Source organism: Gilvimarinus chinensis DSM 19667 (assembly GCF_000377745.1).
Lineage (GTDB): Bacteria > Pseudomonadota > Gammaproteobacteria > Pseudomonadales > Cellvibrionaceae > Gilvimarinus > Gilvimarinus chinensis.
Genome location: NZ_KB898708.1, coordinates 193650 through 211264 on the forward strand (window position 1 = coordinate 193650; position 17615 = coordinate 211264).

A 17615-nucleotide genomic window follows, 5' to 3' on the forward strand; every position below is an offset into this window, starting at 1 on the left:
AGTTGGCTGCAGTTCAGCGGAGCAGCGTGCCCACAGCTTCGGCGCCACAGGATTATTTACCGGTAAAAGATTATGGCCAGGTGAGGGCGCTAAACACCGTTAAGGAATGAGATGATTAGCGAATAACGGTGCAGGTTTAGGCACCTCTGCGCTGAGAGTCAAGACGCTATAGCTTTCAATGCCAAACTGTTCTAGACCTGGCTTCAACTCGTTAAGCTTATCGTCTTGCAGAGTAAAAAAAGCATTGGACTTATGTGGCTGAGCGTTGTTACTCAATATGAACCCCAGCTCATGTATCCAGTAAGCCACCCGACGAGCGATCGCGTCTCCAGAGTCCATCAGCATTACTTGCGGGCCTAACACACGGGCTATTTCCTCCTTAAGTAAAGGAAAGTGCGTACAGGCCAAAACCAGGCAGTCTAACGCCGCAGGGTAAGGGTTGGCAGGGCTTACAGAGACGAATTTTTTTAAACAAGATGCCAGTAATAATTCTGGCACTGTTTCGCCGCGGAGTTTAGCCTCTGCAAGATGAACCAACTGTGTCGATCCACTGGTGACAACGTGGCATGAGGAGGCAAAGCTTTGAATCAGGTGGCGCGTGTAATCTCGGTTAATGGTTCCGGGGGTTGCCAGAACACCCATGTACTTATTGTTCGATGCATTAGCTGCGGGCTTAATAGCGGGTACAACACCAACAACCGGCTGCGTCAAACGCTGTCGCAGGTGCGGCAATGCGAGGGTGCTGGCTGTATTGCAGGCAATCACAATGACATCAGGTTTATTTGAAGATTGCTGCAGGTATTGCTCAATCACACCTGCACAGCGGCTGATCAAAAAACGTTCTTCTTTGTCCCCATAAGGAAAGCCTCCGTTGTCAGACAAATAACTTAGCTGCGCTTGAGGAATATGCAGGCGGATATGCTGGTACACACTCAGGCCACCAACACCCGAATCAAAAATTAAGATATGAGGCGTACGATACGGTTTAGTCATGCGGCTTAATTAAGTCGGCGATGGCGTTGCTATAGCAAGGGGCTTCGTTATCAAAAAGGCTGGGTGAAGCCTGGTAAGCATGCAATAAATACTTTCTTGCTTCAGGGATTCGCCCGAGCTCATGCAGGCACTGCCCAAGCCGTAACTGCAAAAAAGGACTCTTTTCTGAGTCGGGACAATAAAGAGCCGAGGTTAGGGATTCGGCCCCCTGCTCAAATTGCTGTAATTTAAAATAAGTGTCGCCAATAGCCGTTAGCACCCAATTGGCTTCTGTATACTCGGTTTGGGGCTTGGGTATCAAAAGCCAAGCTTGGTAGAATGAGCGTAACGCCAATCGGTACTCTTTGCTGTCATATAAACGATAACCGTCGGCACAAAGGCGGCGTACCTGTAACGTCAGATCTGGCTTGCCCATACTGCTGCTATGTCTCTGATGGTTGGATATTAGCCCCGGCCTCAGACAAACCTCGGCCTGTGGCACAGCCAGTATTTGATTCTAGTATATTGGCACTGTGACAGCCAAGTGAAACACCCTACAACTGGAAACTGAATGATTGAAGAGCTAGCCAATATATCAACACCTTTATTGCTGTCAGCGATTGGCGCAGGGGTATTTGTGGGCGCTGTGTTGGTTTACCTTTTATCTTCAAGTAAATTTAGGCGGCTCGAAGCCAGCTTAATAGACCAACTTAACGAGCAAACCCATCAAAGTCAGTTAAAACAAGCCCATCTGCAATCGCAACTTGAATACAGCGAGAGCGAGCTGTTAGAGCAAAAAACAGTCAGCCATCAATTAGAACTTGCCCGAGAAGAGTTAAGCCGCAAGTTGTCTGAGCAAAGTTCACTGGTGTCGGGGCTCAAAGAGCGTTTAGCGCATTTTGAGACGCTGAAGTCCGAGCAGCAAGCACTAGAGCAGCAAGTGATTCGGCTCAGCGAGCAACGATCACAGTTGACGACACAGCTAGAAGCAGAACGAGAGAAACTCAACGCTCAAGAAAGCTTACTGGAAAAAACCAAACAAGAGCTGAAAAAGGAGTTCGAGTTAACCGCAAGCAAGCTGTTCGATCAAAAAAGTGCGCAATTTAATACCTCTAGTCAAAGCCTGCTTGAAGGAGCGTTATCACCTTTCAGGGCTCAGCTGTCGGATTTTCGTAAGAAAGTCGAAGATGTCTATGAAAAAGAGAACGCCGAACGAAACCGATTAGCAGGACAGATTCATGAGCTGCAAAAGCAGGCTCATAAAATTGGCGAAGACGCTGTTAATCTCGCCCAGGCGCTCAAAGGCAACAGCAAAGCCCAGGGAGGCTGGGGTGAAGTGGTGCTAGAGCGACTGCTAGAGCAGTCGGGGCTGCAGAAAGGACGAGAGTATGAAACGCAGCTTAGCTTTACCAGCGAGAGCGGCGCACGCCGCATGCCCGATGTGGTGGTACGCCTACCCGAAGGGAAAGATATTGTAATCGATGCGAAAGTATCTTTGACGGATTACGAACGCTACTGCAATAGCGACAATGACTCTGACCGACAAAAATTTCTTCAGGCTCACATACAATCGGTGCGCAACCATATTAAAGGCTTAAGTGCCAAAGATTACGAAAACTTACCCGGGCTGCGCGCTTTAGACTTTGTGTTTATTTTTATACCCATTGAAGCGGCGTTTATGCTCGCCTTACAGCACGATCCAAACCTGTATAAAGACGCATACGATCGTCAGATTATTCTCGCAAGCCCCACAACCCTGCTGGCCATATTACGCACAGTAGACAATATTTGGCGTTACGAAAAGCAAAACCGAAACGCAGAGAGAATTGCTAAAGACGCTGGCGGTTTACACGATCAGTTTGTGGGTGTATTAGAAGCACTTGATCAGCTGGGGCTGCAGCTGGACAAAGCTCGTGAAGCGTATGACAAAACACATAAACGTCTGCATTCTGGTCGTGGCAATTTGCTGCGCAGAGTGGACTCCATTCGTCGTTTAGGCGCAAAGACCAAAAAAACCATTGACCCAGCTCTACTAGAAGTCAGTGAGGGCGATGGTGAGGAGAGTTTTGATGAGTAATGTAATGGCCGTATTACTTGGGCTGGCCACTTTGGTGATACTTATATTGTGCGGGGTGGCCGTTTATTATCTGCTCCAGCTGCGTCAACTTCGTCGTCGTCAGAAAAAGCAGATTGAATTACTTGAGCAGCAAGGACTTGAGCAACGTAGCCGTATCAATAACAGCATTCAAGTTATCGCGGCCGCAGCTGAAAAAGATGAGCTTACCTTAACAGAGGCCAGCATACGACTGTCAGTATTGTTGGATAGCCTAGGTGTCAGTGACTCTGTACGCGAAGAGTTTTCAGCGTTTTATCAATTGCGCGAGGCTACCGCGCACATCCCCATTCTAGAAGCATGGAAACAATTACCAGCCAAGCAAAAAAAGGCCTTTGACAAAGAGCGTATGCAGCACGAGAAAACTTATCGCGAGTTTGTGCTTGATGCGGCTCAGCGCATCAAGCAGCGTAATTTCTAGGAGTTATTTACGCCTTAAGAGAGCACCACACTCAATATGATGGGTAAAAGGGAACTGATCAAATATGGCAAACGCCTGAATATCGTGACTGCGGCAGAGTTCAGTTAAGTCTCGCTGTAGGGTTTCTGGGTTGCAGGAGATATACAATATATTCTCAAAGCGTTTGCAGATATCCGTGGTGTGAGGGTCGAGCCCGGCACGAGGTGGATCAACAAATATAGTACTGAAGTTGTAATCATCCAGATCGATATGACGCAAACGACGAAAAGGCCTGACTTTATCCATCGCTTGGGAGAACTCTTCGCTGGACATTCGCGCCAAGGCTACGTTTTCAATGTTGTTCAATGCCATATTGTGCTTGGCAGAGTAGACCGAGCTTTTGGCCAGCTCTGTTGCCACAACCCGATTGAAGTTCTTCGATAAGGGCAGGGTAAAATTACCATTACCGCAGTAAAGCTCCAATAAGTCTCCGCCTAAATCTTTACTTTTTGCCACCGCCCAGCTCAGCATTTTTTCACAGACACGAGCGTTAGGTTGGGTAAAGCTGCTTTCAATCTGCTGATAGTGAAATGACTGTTGGTTAACGCTGAGCGTTTCCGTGACGAAATCTTCACTGAGCACAAGCTTTTGTTTTCGGCTGCGCCCCATAATTTTGATGTTCAGCTGTTGCTGCAGGCTTTCTGCTTGAGCAACCCAAGAGTCATCCAGTTTTTTATGGTAGATCAGGGTTATTAAAGCTTCGCCACTTAACGTAGTGAGAAACTCGACTTGGAAAAGCTTACGCCTAAGAAGCTCACTGTTATTGATGGCTTGCAAAAGTAAAGGCATTAGCTTGCCAATAGTTGCATACCCCTGGGGAAAGTCTTCCACAATATAAGGCTTTTTATACTCTCCCTGACGATACATGGCATAGTGTGCCCGAGTACCCTCGTGCCAAATTTTAAATTCGGCACGCATGCGAAAGCCAACAGGTGGAGAGTCATACACCTCAAGATCGGGCAGCTCAAACTGTTTAAATGAAGTTTGTATTTGCTCGACCTTTACTTGTAACTGTTCTGCGTAAGCCTCGTTGGAAAAAGCTTGTGTCATTCGATGTCTCAGTTCGCGGGACCGACGGCCTGGCTGGTGCATTCACCCCATTGGCATTCGATCAGGGAGATGGGTTTGTCGCCGCAAAAGTAGGCGTAGGCCTCTTCTGGCCAGTGATTTACCAAGGCCATTATACGGGAATTCTCGGTGCATTCGGTATCGACCGACTGCTTCAAGGTGAAGTAGGTACGTCCAGGCTCTGGCCAGCGACTAAATTGGTCAGAGATTAAGCTAACGTCGGAGATATCCATTTGCTCAGTAACACTGGCCAGTAAAAATTGACTTAACCTTTGTTCTTTACCGATGTCGGCATAAGAAGTGGTTTCGATTCGTTGCAACTCCCGTTCGCAGGTTGTTTTTTGGTCGCTCGGAACTCGCTGTGCGAGGTTCAAACGCTGTGCGCGACGAAGGCTTTCGTCTTTAACCAGAGCCAGGCTTGTTAACGAATAAGCTTGTTGCTGCCAGTGAACGATGTCACTCGTTTGCTGGGCAAGTAGGGTTTCGGCGGCTTTGAGCAGGGAGCTGTTGCTGAAAGTCCAGTTATCGCGTGCTCCAACAGCTTTTATTGCGACATCTCCACCTAAGCTGCCACAACGTTGTAAAACGGTTAGGTCAGATACAGCAGCACGTTGTACCTCAACGGCGTAATCGTGCAAGTCTGCCTCAGTTGGAGGGGCGATTTCTTGAGTTTGGCAGGCACTGAGGAAGGTGCAAACCGTCATAGAAAAGGCGCACAAGCGCAGAGTATTAACCAGTGGCATAACAGAGAACCCTATTAACTTAATGAAGTAATGGCGGTGGAGAGGGGGAAGCTGTTGAGCTGGATTGCTTAGGCAGCCTCACCGTAAACCGTGTTCCTTCACCAGGGTTTGATGATACTTCAATACTCCCCCCGTGGTGCTCCGTCACAATAAAGTAGGATACCGAAAGTCCCAGCCCCGTGCCCTGACCAATGTCTTTGGTTGTGAAGAAAGGCTCAAATATGTGTCTTGCTACTTCTTCGGCCATCCCGGGGCCACTGTCTTCCACTTCTAAAATGGCATCCAGGTCGTTTTGACTCAAGGTGATCTTAATCCAGTCTGTTTGGTCAAACTCTTCACCAATCGCTTGCGCGGCATTGCGAACCAGGTTCAACAACACTTGCTGTATCTCAGCGGCACTCCCCATGATCTGTGGCACAGTATGGTCTAGCACCATACGAATATCGGGCAACTGAGTCCGCTCGGCTGCCAACAGCTCCACCCCATGTCGAATCACGTGGGAAAGGTCAAAAGGTCGCTGGGACTGACCGCTGGAGCGTGAAAAGTCCAACATATTGGTCACAATATCAGCGGATCGCTCTCCGGCCTCTCGAATATCCTCCAGGAACTGGGAAATTTTACGCTCGTCCATATACGCTAGAAGGTTATCAAGGGAAATGCTGTGATTTTGAGCTGCCTCGATATTCGCTGTTAAGGAAGGAGAGATGCGCCTGTAGATGTTCTGCACGCCATGCAAAATAGTGCTTAACGGGTTGTTGATTTCATGAGCCATACCAGCCGCTAACTCACCTAAAGACAACATTTTTTCGTTTTGAATCATCATGTTTTCGACACGCACACGCATGGTGACATCATCAATACGAATTACCGCACCAATGGCTTGTACTGCAATAAGGGGGTAGATGGTTAAATCGCTGTAGTGCATTTCGCCAGCATAGGTTTCTTGGATGTTTTGGCTGGTATACGGGATGCCAGCCTCGATAGTGTCACTGATTATGTCGCCATCTACGGGCAGGCTTGGGTAGACATCCTTTAAATGCTTACTGAGAGCATCAGCAGAGTTAATGCCGGTTTTTTCCGTGGCCGCTGCGTTCCAATGGGTTATAAAACCTCGGTGGGTGACGCCAATAATCACGGAGGGCATAGAGTTAATAATGCTGTGCAGATACTCCTGGGTTTCTCTTAGTAATAGTTCGGTAGCCTCATGCCGCCCAATCTCTTGATACAGCTGTTCATTGGTGTTGTGCAAAGTCTCTGTGCGGTCATGGACTTTGGCCTCAAGCTCTTTTTGCGACTTAAACAGGGCTTGACGAGCATGCTTTAACTTGAGACGGCTGCGCTGCATTCCAATAATGAGCAGCGATTGCAGCAGTAGCAAAATAATAATGGCTACCCACAGCCAATCGCGCTCTGACACCGACGCCGAGTCCGCATAAACCGGTGGGGCCAATACGCTTAAAGTGGTCGTAATCAAGACAGAAAATAGCATTCAATCATCACGTCGAGAAACCTAAGGCGTCAAAGTCTAGCATCGATATCCGACATTAGAGAACTGAATACCTCTCACACGACTCATCGGCACCGTTTAGCCACTGAACAACTTGGCCAAGTTTTACAATAAACGTATACAAGTTAAACACTTAGCCAAAAAAATTCGAAATAGTGTTTGACAGCTGAAAGCTTTTGGGTAGAATGCGTTCCACCTGATCGGGGGTGGTTAGCTCAGCTGGGAGAGCATCGCCCTTACAAGGCGAGGGTCACAGGTTCGATCCCTGTACCACCCACCAAATCAGGAATGCGGACCGGTAGTTCAGCTGGTTAGAATGCCGGCCTGTCACGCCGGAGGTCGCGGGTTCGAGTCCCGTCCGGTCCGCCACATTACCTAAAGGCCCTCGCTTTTGCGAGGGCCTTTTCGTATCTGCTTAAGCCTGCTTTAACTCCCGGAATCAGATTTACCCGCCCCTTATCGTGTATCGGCAGGTCTGCCCCTTTGCGCGGTACTGCCTGCAATTTTCAAGGTGTCGCTACCTGCGCAATATGTTGCTAGTGAGCAGGGCTGTGAAATGACGCTGGAAGAGCCGGTTGTTGACGGCAGCCCATTAGCAGACTTGGTCAGGCCGTTATTTTTTGCGTATGATACGCGCCCAGATGCGACATGATTAAAAAGAGGTCATCAGGTTATGGGGGCAATCCTTACCTGTATTGCAATATACATTGGCTGCATAGCCTTCGTTCGCACCCGCAACCGGGTCACTTTTCCACTCAGCCGTCAAATGACGGACTTTTCGACTTTTATGGTGCCCTTTAACTTGCCGGCTTATGGTTTGAGTAAGGTTCCAACCACTCCTAGAGTTTCTAAAGAGCACTTTCCTGAGCTTCAAATCATCGAGGATAACTGGGAGGTTATTCGCGATGAGGCGTTAGCCCTTTACCAGGGGGGGAAGATCACCGCAAAAGACGACTTGCCTGCCAGCAGCTTTTATAAAGATAACCGCTGGACCAGCTTTTATTTAAAGCTTTATGATCACGAAATTCCGTCTGCCCACGAGCTTGCGCCAAAAACTATGGCGCTGCTTGAACAGGTGCCTTATTTAAATTTGGCACTGTTCGCGGTACTCAACCCGGGCAAGAAGCTTAATCAGCATCATGACCCTTTTGCATACACGCTGCGTTACTCGCTAGGGTTGAGCACGCCTAACAGTGAAAAATGTGGGTTGCAAATCGATGATTTTCATTACCCCTGGCGTGATGGCGACAGCATCATATTTGACGAAACCTACCTGCACAGTGCCTACAATGACACGGACACCCCGCGTGTTATTTTAATGACGGATATTGATCGCCCATTGAAACTCGGTTTTGTGCAAAAGGGTTATTGGTACTTTGGACGGTTTTTTAATCGTCTCTTTATGATTGATAATGTCGACTCGTCACACTCAGGCATTGGCAATAAGCTAGGGCAGGGGTTGCTGGGCTACCAAAAATTCCTCAAGTCGGTTAAAACGAAAAACCGCCGGTTTTATTACGCGGCAAAGTGGATCATTATTGGCGGCTTACTGCTGTTCATCGCCAGCAAGCTCGTCTAACGGGGCCGCAAAATTTTTCTCCAAGGTATGCATTAACAGCCTTACCTTGGTGATGCTTTCCTGATATTCCGCTTCGCAGGTGGAGTCCGCAACCACCCCACCGCCTCCCCAGCACAACAGTCTTTCCTGATCACAACACAGGGTGCGGATGGCGATGTTGCTATCCATTGTGCCACAGGCGCTTATGTAGCCTAAGCTGCCGCAATAGGGGCCGCGCCTATGAGTTTCTATAGATTCAATAATCTCCATAGCTCGCACTTTGGGGGCGCCAGTGATGGACCCACCGGGAAACGCAGCTCTGAGTAAACTGATAGGGGACTCGCCGGGCTTCAGCTTCCCGGTGATGGTACTGACTAGGTGATGAACATTGGCGAAAGTCTGCAACTCAAAAAGCTTGGGTACTTTTACTTCCGTGCAGCAACGACTCAGGTCATTACGAAGTAAATCAACAATCATCAGGTTTTCGGCCTGATCCTTTTCGCTTGCCAGCAGGTTCTGGGCGTTGAGCTTGTCTTCGGCGGGGTCATCCCCTCGTGGAGCCGTGCCTTTGATGGGGGATGTGGTGGCAATCCCTTTGTCGCAGGCAATAAAACGCTCCGGAGATAAACTAAGAATGGCATTTCTACCCAATCCAATAAACCCCGCGAAAGGGGCCGGGGAGGCTTGACGCAAACTTAAATAGCCCAGGTAAGGGTCACCCTGATAATCAGCACTGAACCGCTGGGCGAAATTGATTTGGTAAGCGTTTCCCACGCGAATATGCTTTTGGATTACATCGAAATTTTCAATATAATCCAGTTTATCAGAACATGCTTTAAACTTGTTGATTCTAAAGGGGAAAGTGCTGTTTTCCAGAATTGACTTTAACTTCTCCGATGGCGCTAAAAGCGGCATGATTGGCTTATGGTCAACACCTGGAAGACTCACAAGAAACGCTTTCCGACGGTGATGATCGACCACCAAAGCCCATGAATAAACCCCTACGTGCATATCCGCCATTTCAAGATCTGAGGTGGCAATCGTGGGAATTTGCTCAAGCCTGCGGGCCAGGTCATAACTAAAGTACCCCAAAACCCCACCACAAAAAGGCAAGGGTTCACCCTCGAACTCAGCTGCAGCACATTGTTCAGGCATAAATTGTTGCAGGATGAAAAATGGGTCCAGCTCACTGCTGTGTTCTTCCCAGTGATTCTCACCCTGCTGTTCCCTAATGAGGGTTTGGTTTCCTCGGGTGATCATCTCTACCGTTGGGGCAGCGGCAATAATGTCGTAACGACCTTGCTGGGAGTAGGGGTGGCAACTGTCCAGCCAAACGGGCATTGGCTGATAACGAAGACCGTTAAAATAGCTGGACGAGTCAGCCTGGTAAGGAATAGACGTGACTTGAGGCTGTCGTAAACTCATTAATCCTACGCGTGTTTACTCAAATGGCTGCGCAGTATACCTATAACAAGCACGGTAAGGTTAGCTCCTTAAGTCACTACAATTCAGTAATATGCTCGTCGCTGATTTCAGTAGCATAATGAGCCAGAATCGTGAGAACGGCATTTTGTAACACCGCAGGTGACTGCTGCAGCAATAGATCAAGGTATCGCCCAGCGGTTGGACTTTGTTTATTTTCATCCGCCCAATTCTGAGCGGCCTCTTCCAGAAGTCGGTTAAAAGCCAGTGGCTGCTCAAAATAAGCATTAGGATGGCGTTGGCAGAAAACAGTAAAAGCCTGCAAAGATTCAACCACAGCACTTTTGTAATAGCTGGGGTGCAATGGTTGGGTGAGCTGATCAATCAACTGCGCAAAACTTTCTTCTCCCGGAGTCATAGAACTTCTTACAAGCTCGCAGTCGATTTTACCGTCGCTATTGCTATCACCGATAATAAGCGTTTTGGCACAGGCTAAACTTTGCCAAATAGCGCTTAAAAAGTTGTCGTCAAAGCGCGTGATAAACCCCCTCGCCAGTCGCCACTCGAACCAATCTGCATCCACAGCGTGAGCATTAATAGCATCACTGCCACTCAATGACTGCGGCTGCTCGACGTTGTGAACAAAGCTACTGGCAATGCCTTGCGAGAACACCTTGCGCTGTGAATCAAACACTTTTCTGAGGCGTTTATACAAATAAACGGGGGGCTGACTGGCCAGCCACTCTATAGGGGATTCAGTGTTAGATTGGTCAAAGTGGGAGCAGAGCATCATAAAATTATGCAATTGAATTGAGCGGACACCTTCAAACAAATAGGGTTGTGTACGAAGTAGGGCGCCGACTGCAATAATCACCTCTTGAGCAAGCGAACGCTCTAAGGGGTCATTAAAAACACCGTCCAGGCCATCCAGAATTTCTTGATTACTTAGGCCCGATTGAATCATTAACTCAGACTCTGCCGTTTCTCCAATGGCTATTTTAAGGTGCCGAGCCGCCAGCAGCGTTAAGCTGTCGGCAAGATCCTGATGACCGTGACCTAAATACGCAAAACATAATCGACACAGCGCCCAGCGGTTGTTGTGCCGTGCATACTGGTAAATATCCTCAAGCACCTCCGCAACCGTGTGCCCCCCACCAGCATCCTCCGATAATTTGCAGGCATCAAGAATGCCAGTAAAACCCTGACGCAGCTCAGAAGCATTCGCGTTACTAATGGCATAGTCGTGCAACTTTGTGAACTGAGCGTGCAGCGTACCCGTGTCGATACCCGGGTGTGTGAGCACCTGACTATGGGTGCTTTTCAGGGGTACAAGAGAAAAGTCAGGCAGGGTGAGTTTGGTAACCCGAGACGCGCGTACAGCTAAACTAGCCGATGCGTTTCCGACATGCTCATGGGTATTGCGCAGCTGTAAATCGCGCAATGTGCGGAAGAACTTCTCCGCATTTGGAATATTGCAGATACTGGCATTAACCTTCAGGGTGAACACCGCCACTTCTGCATCGGTCCAATGCTTGCGAATATGAGAGATTTCAGTGATTAATAATTCGCTGAGAAACTCGGAATCATACAGACGATAATCAAATGCTTCACTCTGCAGCCAGGATAAACATAAACAAGCCTTGCCGTTAATTCGGTAAGTATGAGAGGTTGCCAGACTTTGCAGCCGGCGTCTCGGGCGCCCACTCAACCCAAGGGAGGGGTTGGCCCCCACTTGAGTAAAGGCCTCCATCAAATGGGGTGCAGAAATAACATTTATAGGTTTTATATCCTCTAGTGACTCGGTGATTACGCCGTTATGCGACAGGGTATTTTTAACGTCTTCATTTTCGGCCAGTACCACCAGTGCAATCTGGGCTTGAGAAAACCGTGTCGAACGCCTGCGAATATGCAACGGATCAAGGTCAGTCGTGGTTACATAACCCTCATCCAGTAACAGACCGGTATAAAAGAGGCTTTGTGCCCAGACCAACGGAATATTTTCATTAGGTACGCGTGCTTGTGAGCGTGGCTTTTTCTTTTCCGCTGCAATGGACTCTTGGGGCAAATAATACAGCTCTGGTATAAGTCCGACACCCCCTTTACGTACCATCAAAGCTTCAATTTTGCGCCGATAATGATTGGCCGTAGTGTCCAGTTCATCAAACAGCGCATTGAGGTACAAAAAACAATAAAAGAGCGGCCACTCAGATTCAATGTGCTCAAAGGTCGCCAGCTCAGAGTGTTCGTAATAAAGCCTGGAGCTTTCTTCTATCGCCGTTTGGTGTCCATCCCACAAAAATCGTTTGCAGCCAAAATTACCACCGAGCTTTGACAATATGGTATCGCGGGTTTTGGTGAGCAACTCCTGACGGCCTACGGCAAAAGCAGGAAACCCGATGACAGAGAGTAAAGCGCTGTCCACTTCTTTCGATAATGACTCTCGGGGCAATAGAGCACCCAGAGTATTGCGGGCCAGGGAAACCGCATCCGGTATTACGTGTATCACCGCACGACGGCTCGCATTGGGGCCAAACAGATTTAGTCCGTCTAAAGCTTGCATGGCTGCTTTGGCCATCCCTACTGAGCTGGCATTAATTTCGGTTAGACCATTGTTGATTTTATTACCTCGCTCCCAAATACCAAAATCAGGAGTACGGTAAGCGCTGGAGATGTAGTAAACCAGGTTTTGTACAAAATCCACCTCACTACCAGTACACACAATACGTAGGCCTGAAGCAGACATCTGGGCGAGTAACAACAAAAAGATAGACGTAGCGTCGATTTGCAAATGACCCCAGGCATCATCGGCAACGACGGGCAACCCGCTCGCGGTATCATATTTGGCGTGCAGGGCGTCAAGGGGCGCTAACGTGTGTTTGAACTTTTCGACTTTATCGGCTTGACGCATCATAGATTGAAGCAAGCCGCGCATCAGTTTTATACAAGCCTGATTTAAGAGGTCTTGGCGCTCTTGCTGGCCCGCACGCCCCATGGCAATGCCCAGTGACCACACGCAGATAATCGAATAGACGTTATCCCGCACCCAGGCATCGGTATAATTGCCATGGCTGGTAATGGCTGTGCTTGCAGGCAGCAAGCCGGTTACTGGATGCTGTCTTTCAAGAACGACTTGTTTTACCTCTTGGTAAATACGCTCCAGAGTATCGTTTTGCCGTTTCATAAACCTTCCCTATACACCGCAGAGGCGTCGGCTTCTACTTTGAGTACCGCTAAGATAAGCTCGGTTGAATGCTGCATAAACCAACGCTTTTCTTAAGCATTAGCCGTGCCGAGCTTCAGTATAGAAAAGGATTGTTGTTTCTGTATGACAAATTTCCAACAAACAAACACTAAATTCTTACACCCATTAAACACAGGCGTTAATGCTGCCTAACGTTGGTGCGAGGTGAGCATTGAGCGCGTATTTTCAGTGCATGGCTGAGCTTAGGGTAGGGCCCTGAACGTGGCACTGAAGTGGTGGAAGGAGAAAATGGGGGCATACCAATAGACTCGCAGCTGCCAATATTTTAGGGCGTGAAGCTGTCCCCAATCAGGACGGCGTAATGCTCTGGGTAAGCGTTCAGCTAACCGGTTGCCATTTTTAAACTTGACGATACCTGCGCTTCACTTACTGCAAGGTGTGTAGACGTTTTTCTTCTAGTGCCAGCATGAGCTGCATCCAGTAATCCACCTGAGCAATCGGTTTAAAGGCAACGTCAAGTAACGGGGCCAGCTGTTTTTGGGCGCGGCTTAATGAATAATGGGGTTCTAGTTGCCGCTTCACCACTTCGATTAATTCATCAATATGAATCGAATGCTGAGCCTTTCGGCACACGTAAATTAATTCAAGAGAGAGCTTCAAATACTGTTCAATATCCGCCGGAGAAACCGTATTTTGCTGAAGCAGGGTTTCGGTGCTCTCCAAAGCCGTTCCCAAAATCGGAATTGCCTTACTCCACTGGGAGGAACATACTGCCTGGCGACCCTCGAGGTGTAAGCGTTTAACCAGCGCTCGGCAGCGAGTTGAGTTGTTACACGCCAGAGCCTTGTGTCTGGCGCAAAGAAAGGCGTTTTTGGGGTTATGCGGCGTTGGCACTGGCGTATTCCGCAACAACTTGATTAACCCAAGCGTCCACTCGCTCGTCGGTCAACTCAAACTGCTGGTCCTCATCGATACCTAGCCCAACGAAATGCGTACGCGCCTCATTCAAAGCAAGAGATTCATCAAAATCATAGCCCTTGGTGGGCCAGTACCCAATTACCGAGGCGCCTGCTTTAAGGACGCGCTCATGTAACCAACCTACGGCGTCTAAAAAATAAAAGCCATAACCACGTTGATCACCTAAACCGTAAAGCGCCACGGTTTTTCCCGATAATTTTGTGGCTAAAATTTGCTCTTCAAATTCTTCCCAATCTTCCTGTATACCACCAAAATCCCAAGTGGGAATACCCATGATAATAAAGTCAAAACCTTCGATTTCTTCCGCGGAGGTGTCAGTAACATTAATCATCTCTACGATAACGCCATGCGCAGCGAGGGCGGTGGTTATTTTTTCACCCACCTCTTCGGTGTTTCCCGTGTCGGTACCAAAAATTAAACCAACGTTGGCTTCGGTAATATCAGCCATGCTGAACTCCGTTCTTTCTGTAAACCAATTTTAAAGAGGTAATACTGTCTGCTCAGCACCTCGGTATAGGTTGCGCAGAATAGTGCAAATGAAAACAATTATCAACTCTGTTTGAGTAAAGTGGAGGGTCATGCCTTTTTAAGGCTGGTTATCAATCTAAAACGTTGAATTTTTGGGGGCGAGAGCAAGTTCAACTGAGATGGAAGCCAGCCCGAGAAGGATTTAAACCCACGGTAGGCTGGCTTTTTACGCGGTTTTTCAGTGCTCCACTTTAAATGTCCAAACGCCGGTTACCGGCACAACAGGCTCAATACTCTTGAGGCCCGCAATGGACTGTAACTGCTGGATACCTTCCAGCAGAGCGAAATCTGAGGCGTTAATTAAAATGGGCGATCGGGTGGACACCAAAAGGGAGTGGCTATTTAGCTTGGTAACGGATAATCGTGCTGGCACCGTCTGACTTTCACCGTGCAGGGTTATATTCAGCTCAAGGTCTAACGCTTTTGGCTCATCGATGGTCAGCTCATCCAAAAAATCCGCCCCGAGTTGTGCACTCAGGAGGGCTGTAGGAAATTGCTCGGTTGAAAAAAAAATGTCACGAAGGCGCTGATCACGGAGTTCAATTAAGGTGTCGACACTGCTCAAGTCTACCGTTATATCGACCTTGCCTTTGTCGTCTACGTTGGCCGAAAAGCGGGTAAATTGGCTGGTTTCGGCAATTACATCATTTTTTACGCTGACAAAGTGTAAGTCAGATTGTTCAGACACCAAAGACCAGTGTGCCAATGCTGGAAGGCTGGCGACAGATAATAAGACAAGGGTTGAAAGAGCTTTCGCGGCACGCATAGTTAAGGCCTCTTTGAATATTGCGCGGTTAGGGATCGGGCTATCCTAGTTCTAATGATAACCCTTATCAAGCCGCCGTTAGTGCACCGGTTATTGAATAAACAGTCAACCCTACACTGGCCCGGCAGGTGGCTTTTAAAACGGTTGCGGTTGTTCACCCCGACGCCTTGTGTCGCTATAAAAGCTGCCATAGGGATCAGTTAAATGTTAATGGGGCATACTCTGGCCTGAGTTTTCGTAACTGAGCAACAGGCAGACCCAATCGTCCACATCGCGGATAGGTGAAAAGGCAACGTCAATCAAGGGTGCTATAACGGCCTCGGCAGGCATCGGCGCTAACAATGGCTGCAATCGCTGCTTGATGGTGTCGATAAGCTGGCTTACATCCGTTTCCGGTTTGTACTTACGCATAGCGTAAATCAATTCAAGAGCCGCACGTAAATAACGCTCAATGGCAAACTTTTGCGTGGCTGGGTCCATTAACATGGTGTCGGCAACCTCCAGCGCCGTGGCATAGTCTTTCACCGCCAGCCCCCACTGTTGCGCTTGTAAATGCTTACGTGCTTTTGTTTGTAACCGGCAGCCGAGTACACCCGCCTCTAAGGGCTGCTGCCAGTAGGCTTGTGAAGACGAGTGTGTTGTTGTTGATTTATCCATGGCGAAGACCTAATCGGTTAATTTTTTTGGATCCAATAATTGAGACAACTTCTCTTTACTCAAATCTGTCATTTCAGCTGCCACATCAACAATAGGGCGGCCACTTGCGTAAGCCGCTTTTGCGATTTCAGCCGCCTTTAAATAACCGACGATCGGGTTAAGCGCGGTCACCAAGATAGGATTGCGAGTCACAGACTCTTGTAGTCGTTGCTCGTTTACCTTGAAGCCAGTGATGGCCTTATCGGCCAACAGGGCACTTATGTTGCTCAACATGGTGAGGCTATTGATAAGGTTGTGAGCGATGAGTGGCAGTGCAACATTGAGCTCAAAATTGCCGGACTGACCGCCAAGGCTAATGGCTGCGTCATTACCAATCACCTGGTAACCCACCATTACAGCTGCCTCTGGAATTACAGGATTGACTTTACCCGGCATAATAGAAGAGCCGGGCTGTAACGCTTGCAGCTCTATTTCACCTAACCCTGCCAAGGGCCCTGAGTTCATCCAGCGCAAATCATTGGCAATCTTAATCACACTGACGGCTACGCCTTTAAGCTGGCCCGATAAAGCCACCGCCGTATCCTGACTGCTTATATGAGCAAAAAAATTCTCTGCAGGGGTAAAGTTAAGCCCCGTAACACGGCTTAAGTGAGAGCAGAAACTCGAGGCAAATAGCGGTGGTGCGTTTACCCCGGTACCGACTGCTGTACCTCCTTGGGCAAGGCTTTGCAGCTGAGGTTGTAGAGCCGTCAAATTGCTAATGTGCTGCTCTATTTGCCCTGCCCAGGCATTAATTGGCTGGCTCATGCGCACAGGCATGGCATCCATCAGGTGGGTACGGCCAGTCTTGACGTGCTGCTCCACCTGCTGCGCTTTACGGCGACAACTGTCTGCCAGATGCTTTAGGGCGGGCAAAAGGTCAGAGACAAGCAACATTGCCGCACTGAGGTGAATGGCGGTCGGAATGACATCATTACTGCTTTGACTGCAATTGACATGGTCATTCGGGCTAACGCTTTTACCACAGCTTTTGCTCGCCAAGGTGGCCAGCACTTCGTTGGCATTCATATTACTGCTGGTTCCCGAGCCAGTTTGAAACACATCAACCGGAAAGTGGTGTAGTAGGGAAGGGTCTGTTTGCAGTTTGTCAGCCGCATCTACAATTGCATTAGCGATATCATTGTCGAGGGTGCCCAGCTCGGCATTGGCTTTCGCCGCTGAGCTTTTAATAAAGAGTAGGCCGCGAATAAAGGCCTCTGGAAGTCCCTGACCGCTAACGGGAAAGTTATTGACTGCGCGCTGCGTCTGAGCCCCGTACAGAGCGTCGAGGGGAACCTCCAAATCACCCATGCTGTCGGTCTCGATGCGAGTATGGCTCATGGTGTTACCTCTGATGACATTGAAATTATTTCGATCCGTATACCGAGGTTGCTACATTGTGCTCTGTTGTCAAGCACATGACTGCATGCTCACACAAATGATAACGGTTATCAATACTATTTTTGGGGATTGAGACCCAACCTGCTTTACAGTGTAAAAATATTGCGAAGATTCAGCCCAGCCAATAAAATGAGAATCATTATCGAGATTCCTGTTAATCTCAAATAACGCAATCAAGAATCAAATTAAGCTTGGGGGTTG

15 protein-coding genes and 2 tRNA genes are annotated in these 17615 nt (G+C 48.5%); 5 read left to right on the forward strand and 12 right to left on the reverse strand.

Going from position 1 to position 17615, the window contains the following annotated elements; translation table 11 throughout:
- Positions 1-99: 99 nt before the first annotated feature.
- Entirely contained in the window at positions 100-993 is an 894-nt protein-coding gene (murI, locus tag D568_RS19895; RefSeq protein ID WP_020209538.1) for a glutamate racemase, read from the reverse strand.
- The gene (locus tag D568_RS0110380) at positions 986-1408 is read right to left on the reverse strand and encodes a tetratricopeptide repeat protein (RefSeq protein WP_020209539.1); all 423 of its coding nucleotides are present in this window, start codon (positions 1406-1408) and stop codon (positions 986-988) included. The genes murI and D568_RS0110380 overlap by 8 nt, the downstream gene beginning before the upstream one ends.
- A 135-nt stretch (positions 1409-1543) precedes the next feature.
- Between D568_RS0110380 and D568_RS0110385 the strand changes: the two genes are divergently transcribed.
- Both D568_RS0110385 and D568_RS0110390 read left to right on the forward strand, forming a co-directional pair.
- A complete protein-coding gene (locus D568_RS0110385) occupies positions 1544-3049 on the forward strand; it encodes a DNA recombination protein RmuC (protein WP_020209540.1) in 1506 nt (501 codons plus the stop codon).
- On the forward strand, positions 3042-3506 hold the full coding sequence (locus D568_RS0110390; protein WP_020209541.1) for a DUF2489 domain-containing protein: 465 nt from the start codon (positions 3042-3044) through the stop codon (positions 3504-3506). The genes D568_RS0110385 and D568_RS0110390 overlap by 8 nt, the downstream gene beginning before the upstream one ends.
- A 3-nt stretch (positions 3507-3509) precedes the next feature.
- On the opposite strand, the gene trmA is transcribed toward D568_RS0110390, so the two are convergent.
- The 3 genes from trmA to D568_RS19900 are packed head-to-tail and all read right to left on the reverse strand — an operon-like array spanning position 3510 to position 6845.
- A complete protein-coding gene (gene trmA / locus D568_RS0110395; RefSeq protein ID WP_020209542.1) occupies positions 3510-4595 on the reverse strand; it encodes a tRNA (uridine(54)-C5)-methyltransferase TrmA in 1086 nt (361 codons plus the stop codon).
- An 8-nt stretch (positions 4596-4603) separates the two neighbouring features.
- Positions 4604-5356 (reverse strand): hypothetical protein, encoded by a 753-nt coding sequence (locus D568_RS0110400; RefSeq protein ID WP_020209543.1) that lies wholly within the window; start codon positions 5354-5356, stop codon positions 4604-4606.
- 19 nt (positions 5357-5375) lie between these two features.
- The gene (locus tag D568_RS19900) at positions 5376-6845 is read right to left on the reverse strand and encodes a two-component system sensor histidine kinase NtrB (protein ID WP_020209544.1); all 1470 of its coding nucleotides are present in this window, start codon (positions 6843-6845) and stop codon (positions 5376-5378) included.
- Between the two features lie 222 nt (positions 6846-7067).
- Here D568_RS19900 and D568_RS0110410 point away from each other — a divergent pair.
- From D568_RS0110410 to D568_RS0110420, 3 genes are all read left to right on the forward strand, one after another.
- Positions 7068-7143: transfer RNA gene (locus D568_RS0110410), tRNA-Val, on the forward strand.
- Positions 7144-7155: 12 nt separating this feature from the next.
- Positions 7156-7232, forward strand: a tRNA-Asp gene (locus D568_RS0110415).
- Positions 7233-7536: 304 nt separating this feature from the next.
- Positions 7537-8442, forward strand: coding sequence for an aspartyl/asparaginyl beta-hydroxylase domain-containing protein (locus D568_RS0110420; RefSeq protein ID WP_020209545.1), 906 nt, complete (start codon positions 7537-7539; stop codon positions 8440-8442).
- Here D568_RS0110420 and pabB read toward each other — a convergent pair.
- From pabB to D568_RS0110460, 7 genes are all read right to left on the reverse strand, one after another.
- A complete protein-coding gene (gene pabB / locus D568_RS19905) occupies positions 8410-9846 on the reverse strand; it encodes an aminodeoxychorismate synthase component I (protein WP_020209546.1) in 1437 nt (478 codons plus the stop codon). The genes D568_RS0110420 and pabB overlap by 33 nt on opposite strands.
- A gap of 76 nt (positions 9847-9922) precedes the next feature.
- The gene (locus D568_RS0110430) at positions 9923-13024 is read right to left on the reverse strand and encodes a phosphorylase b kinase regulatory subunit alpha/beta (RefSeq protein WP_020209547.1); all 3102 of its coding nucleotides are present in this window, start codon (positions 13022-13024) and stop codon (positions 9923-9925) included.
- A 447-nt stretch (positions 13025-13471) separates the two neighbouring features.
- Positions 13472-13768, reverse strand: coding sequence for a hypothetical protein (locus tag D568_RS0110440; protein WP_157497817.1), 297 nt, complete (start codon positions 13766-13768; stop codon positions 13472-13474).
- A 154-nt stretch (positions 13769-13922) separates the two neighbouring features.
- The gene (locus D568_RS0110445) at positions 13923-14471 is read right to left on the reverse strand and encodes a flavodoxin (RefSeq protein WP_020209549.1); all 549 of its coding nucleotides are present in this window, start codon (positions 14469-14471) and stop codon (positions 13923-13925) included.
- Between the two features lie 258 nt (positions 14472-14729).
- Positions 14730-15317 carry a YceI family protein gene (locus D568_RS0110450; RefSeq protein WP_020209550.1) on the reverse strand — a complete coding sequence of 196 codons (588 nt, stop codon included), beginning with the start codon at positions 15315-15317 and terminating at the stop codon, positions 14730-14732.
- A gap of 207 nt (positions 15318-15524) precedes the next feature.
- The gene (locus D568_RS0110455; RefSeq protein WP_020209551.1) at positions 15525-15974 is read right to left on the reverse strand and encodes a hypothetical protein; all 450 of its coding nucleotides are present in this window, start codon (positions 15972-15974) and stop codon (positions 15525-15527) included.
- Positions 15975-15983: 9 nt separating this feature from the next.
- Positions 15984-17354, reverse strand: coding sequence for a class II fumarate hydratase (locus D568_RS0110460; protein ID WP_020209552.1), 1371 nt, complete (start codon positions 17352-17354; stop codon positions 15984-15986).
- Positions 17355-17615: the final 261 nt, after the last annotated feature.

Coding starts and splice junctions, on each gene's coding strand:
- D568_RS0110380 (WP_020209539.1), bottom strand. CDS start 1,408: ATGGGCAAGCCAGATCTGACGTTACAGGTACGCCGCCTTTGTGCCGAC.
- D568_RS0110460 (WP_020209552.1), bottom strand. CDS start 17,354: ATGAGCCATACTCGCATCGAGACCGACAGCATGGGTGATTTGGAGGTT.
- murI (WP_020209538.1), bottom strand. CDS start 993: ATGACTAAACCGTATCGTACGCCTCATATCTTAATTTTTGATTCGGGT.
- D568_RS0110400 (WP_020209543.1), bottom strand. CDS start 5,356: ATGCCACTGGTTAATACTCTGCGCTTGTGCGCCTTTTCTATGACGGTT.
- D568_RS0110455 (WP_020209551.1), bottom strand. CDS start 15,974: ATGGATAAATCAACAACAACACACTCGTCTTCACAAGCCTACTGGCAG.
- D568_RS0110450 (WP_020209550.1), bottom strand. CDS start 15,317: ATGCGTGCCGCGAAAGCTCTTTCAACCCTTGTCTTATTATCTGTCGCC.
- D568_RS0110385 (WP_020209540.1), top strand. CDS start 1,544: ATGATTGAAGAGCTAGCCAATATATCAACACCTTTATTGCTGTCAGCG.
- D568_RS0110420 (WP_020209545.1), top strand. CDS start 7,537: ATGGGGGCAATCCTTACCTGTATTGCAATATACATTGGCTGCATAGCC.
- D568_RS0110390 (WP_020209541.1), top strand. CDS start 3,042: ATGAGTAATGTAATGGCCGTATTACTTGGGCTGGCCACTTTGGTGATA.
- trmA (WP_020209542.1), bottom strand. CDS start 4,595: ATGACACAAGCTTTTTCCAACGAGGCTTACGCAGAACAGTTACAAGTA.
- D568_RS0110430 (WP_020209547.1), bottom strand. CDS start 13,024: ATGAAACGGCAAAACGATACTCTGGAGCGTATTTACCAAGAGGTAAAA.
- pabB (WP_020209546.1), bottom strand. CDS start 9,846: ATGAGTTTACGACAGCCTCAAGTCACGTCTATTCCTTACCAGGCTGAC.
- D568_RS19900 (WP_020209544.1), bottom strand. CDS start 6,845: ATGCTATTTTCTGTCTTGATTACGACCACTTTAAGCGTATTGGCCCCA.
- D568_RS0110445 (WP_020209549.1), bottom strand. CDS start 14,471: ATGGCTGATATTACCGAAGCCAACGTTGGTTTAATTTTTGGTACCGAC.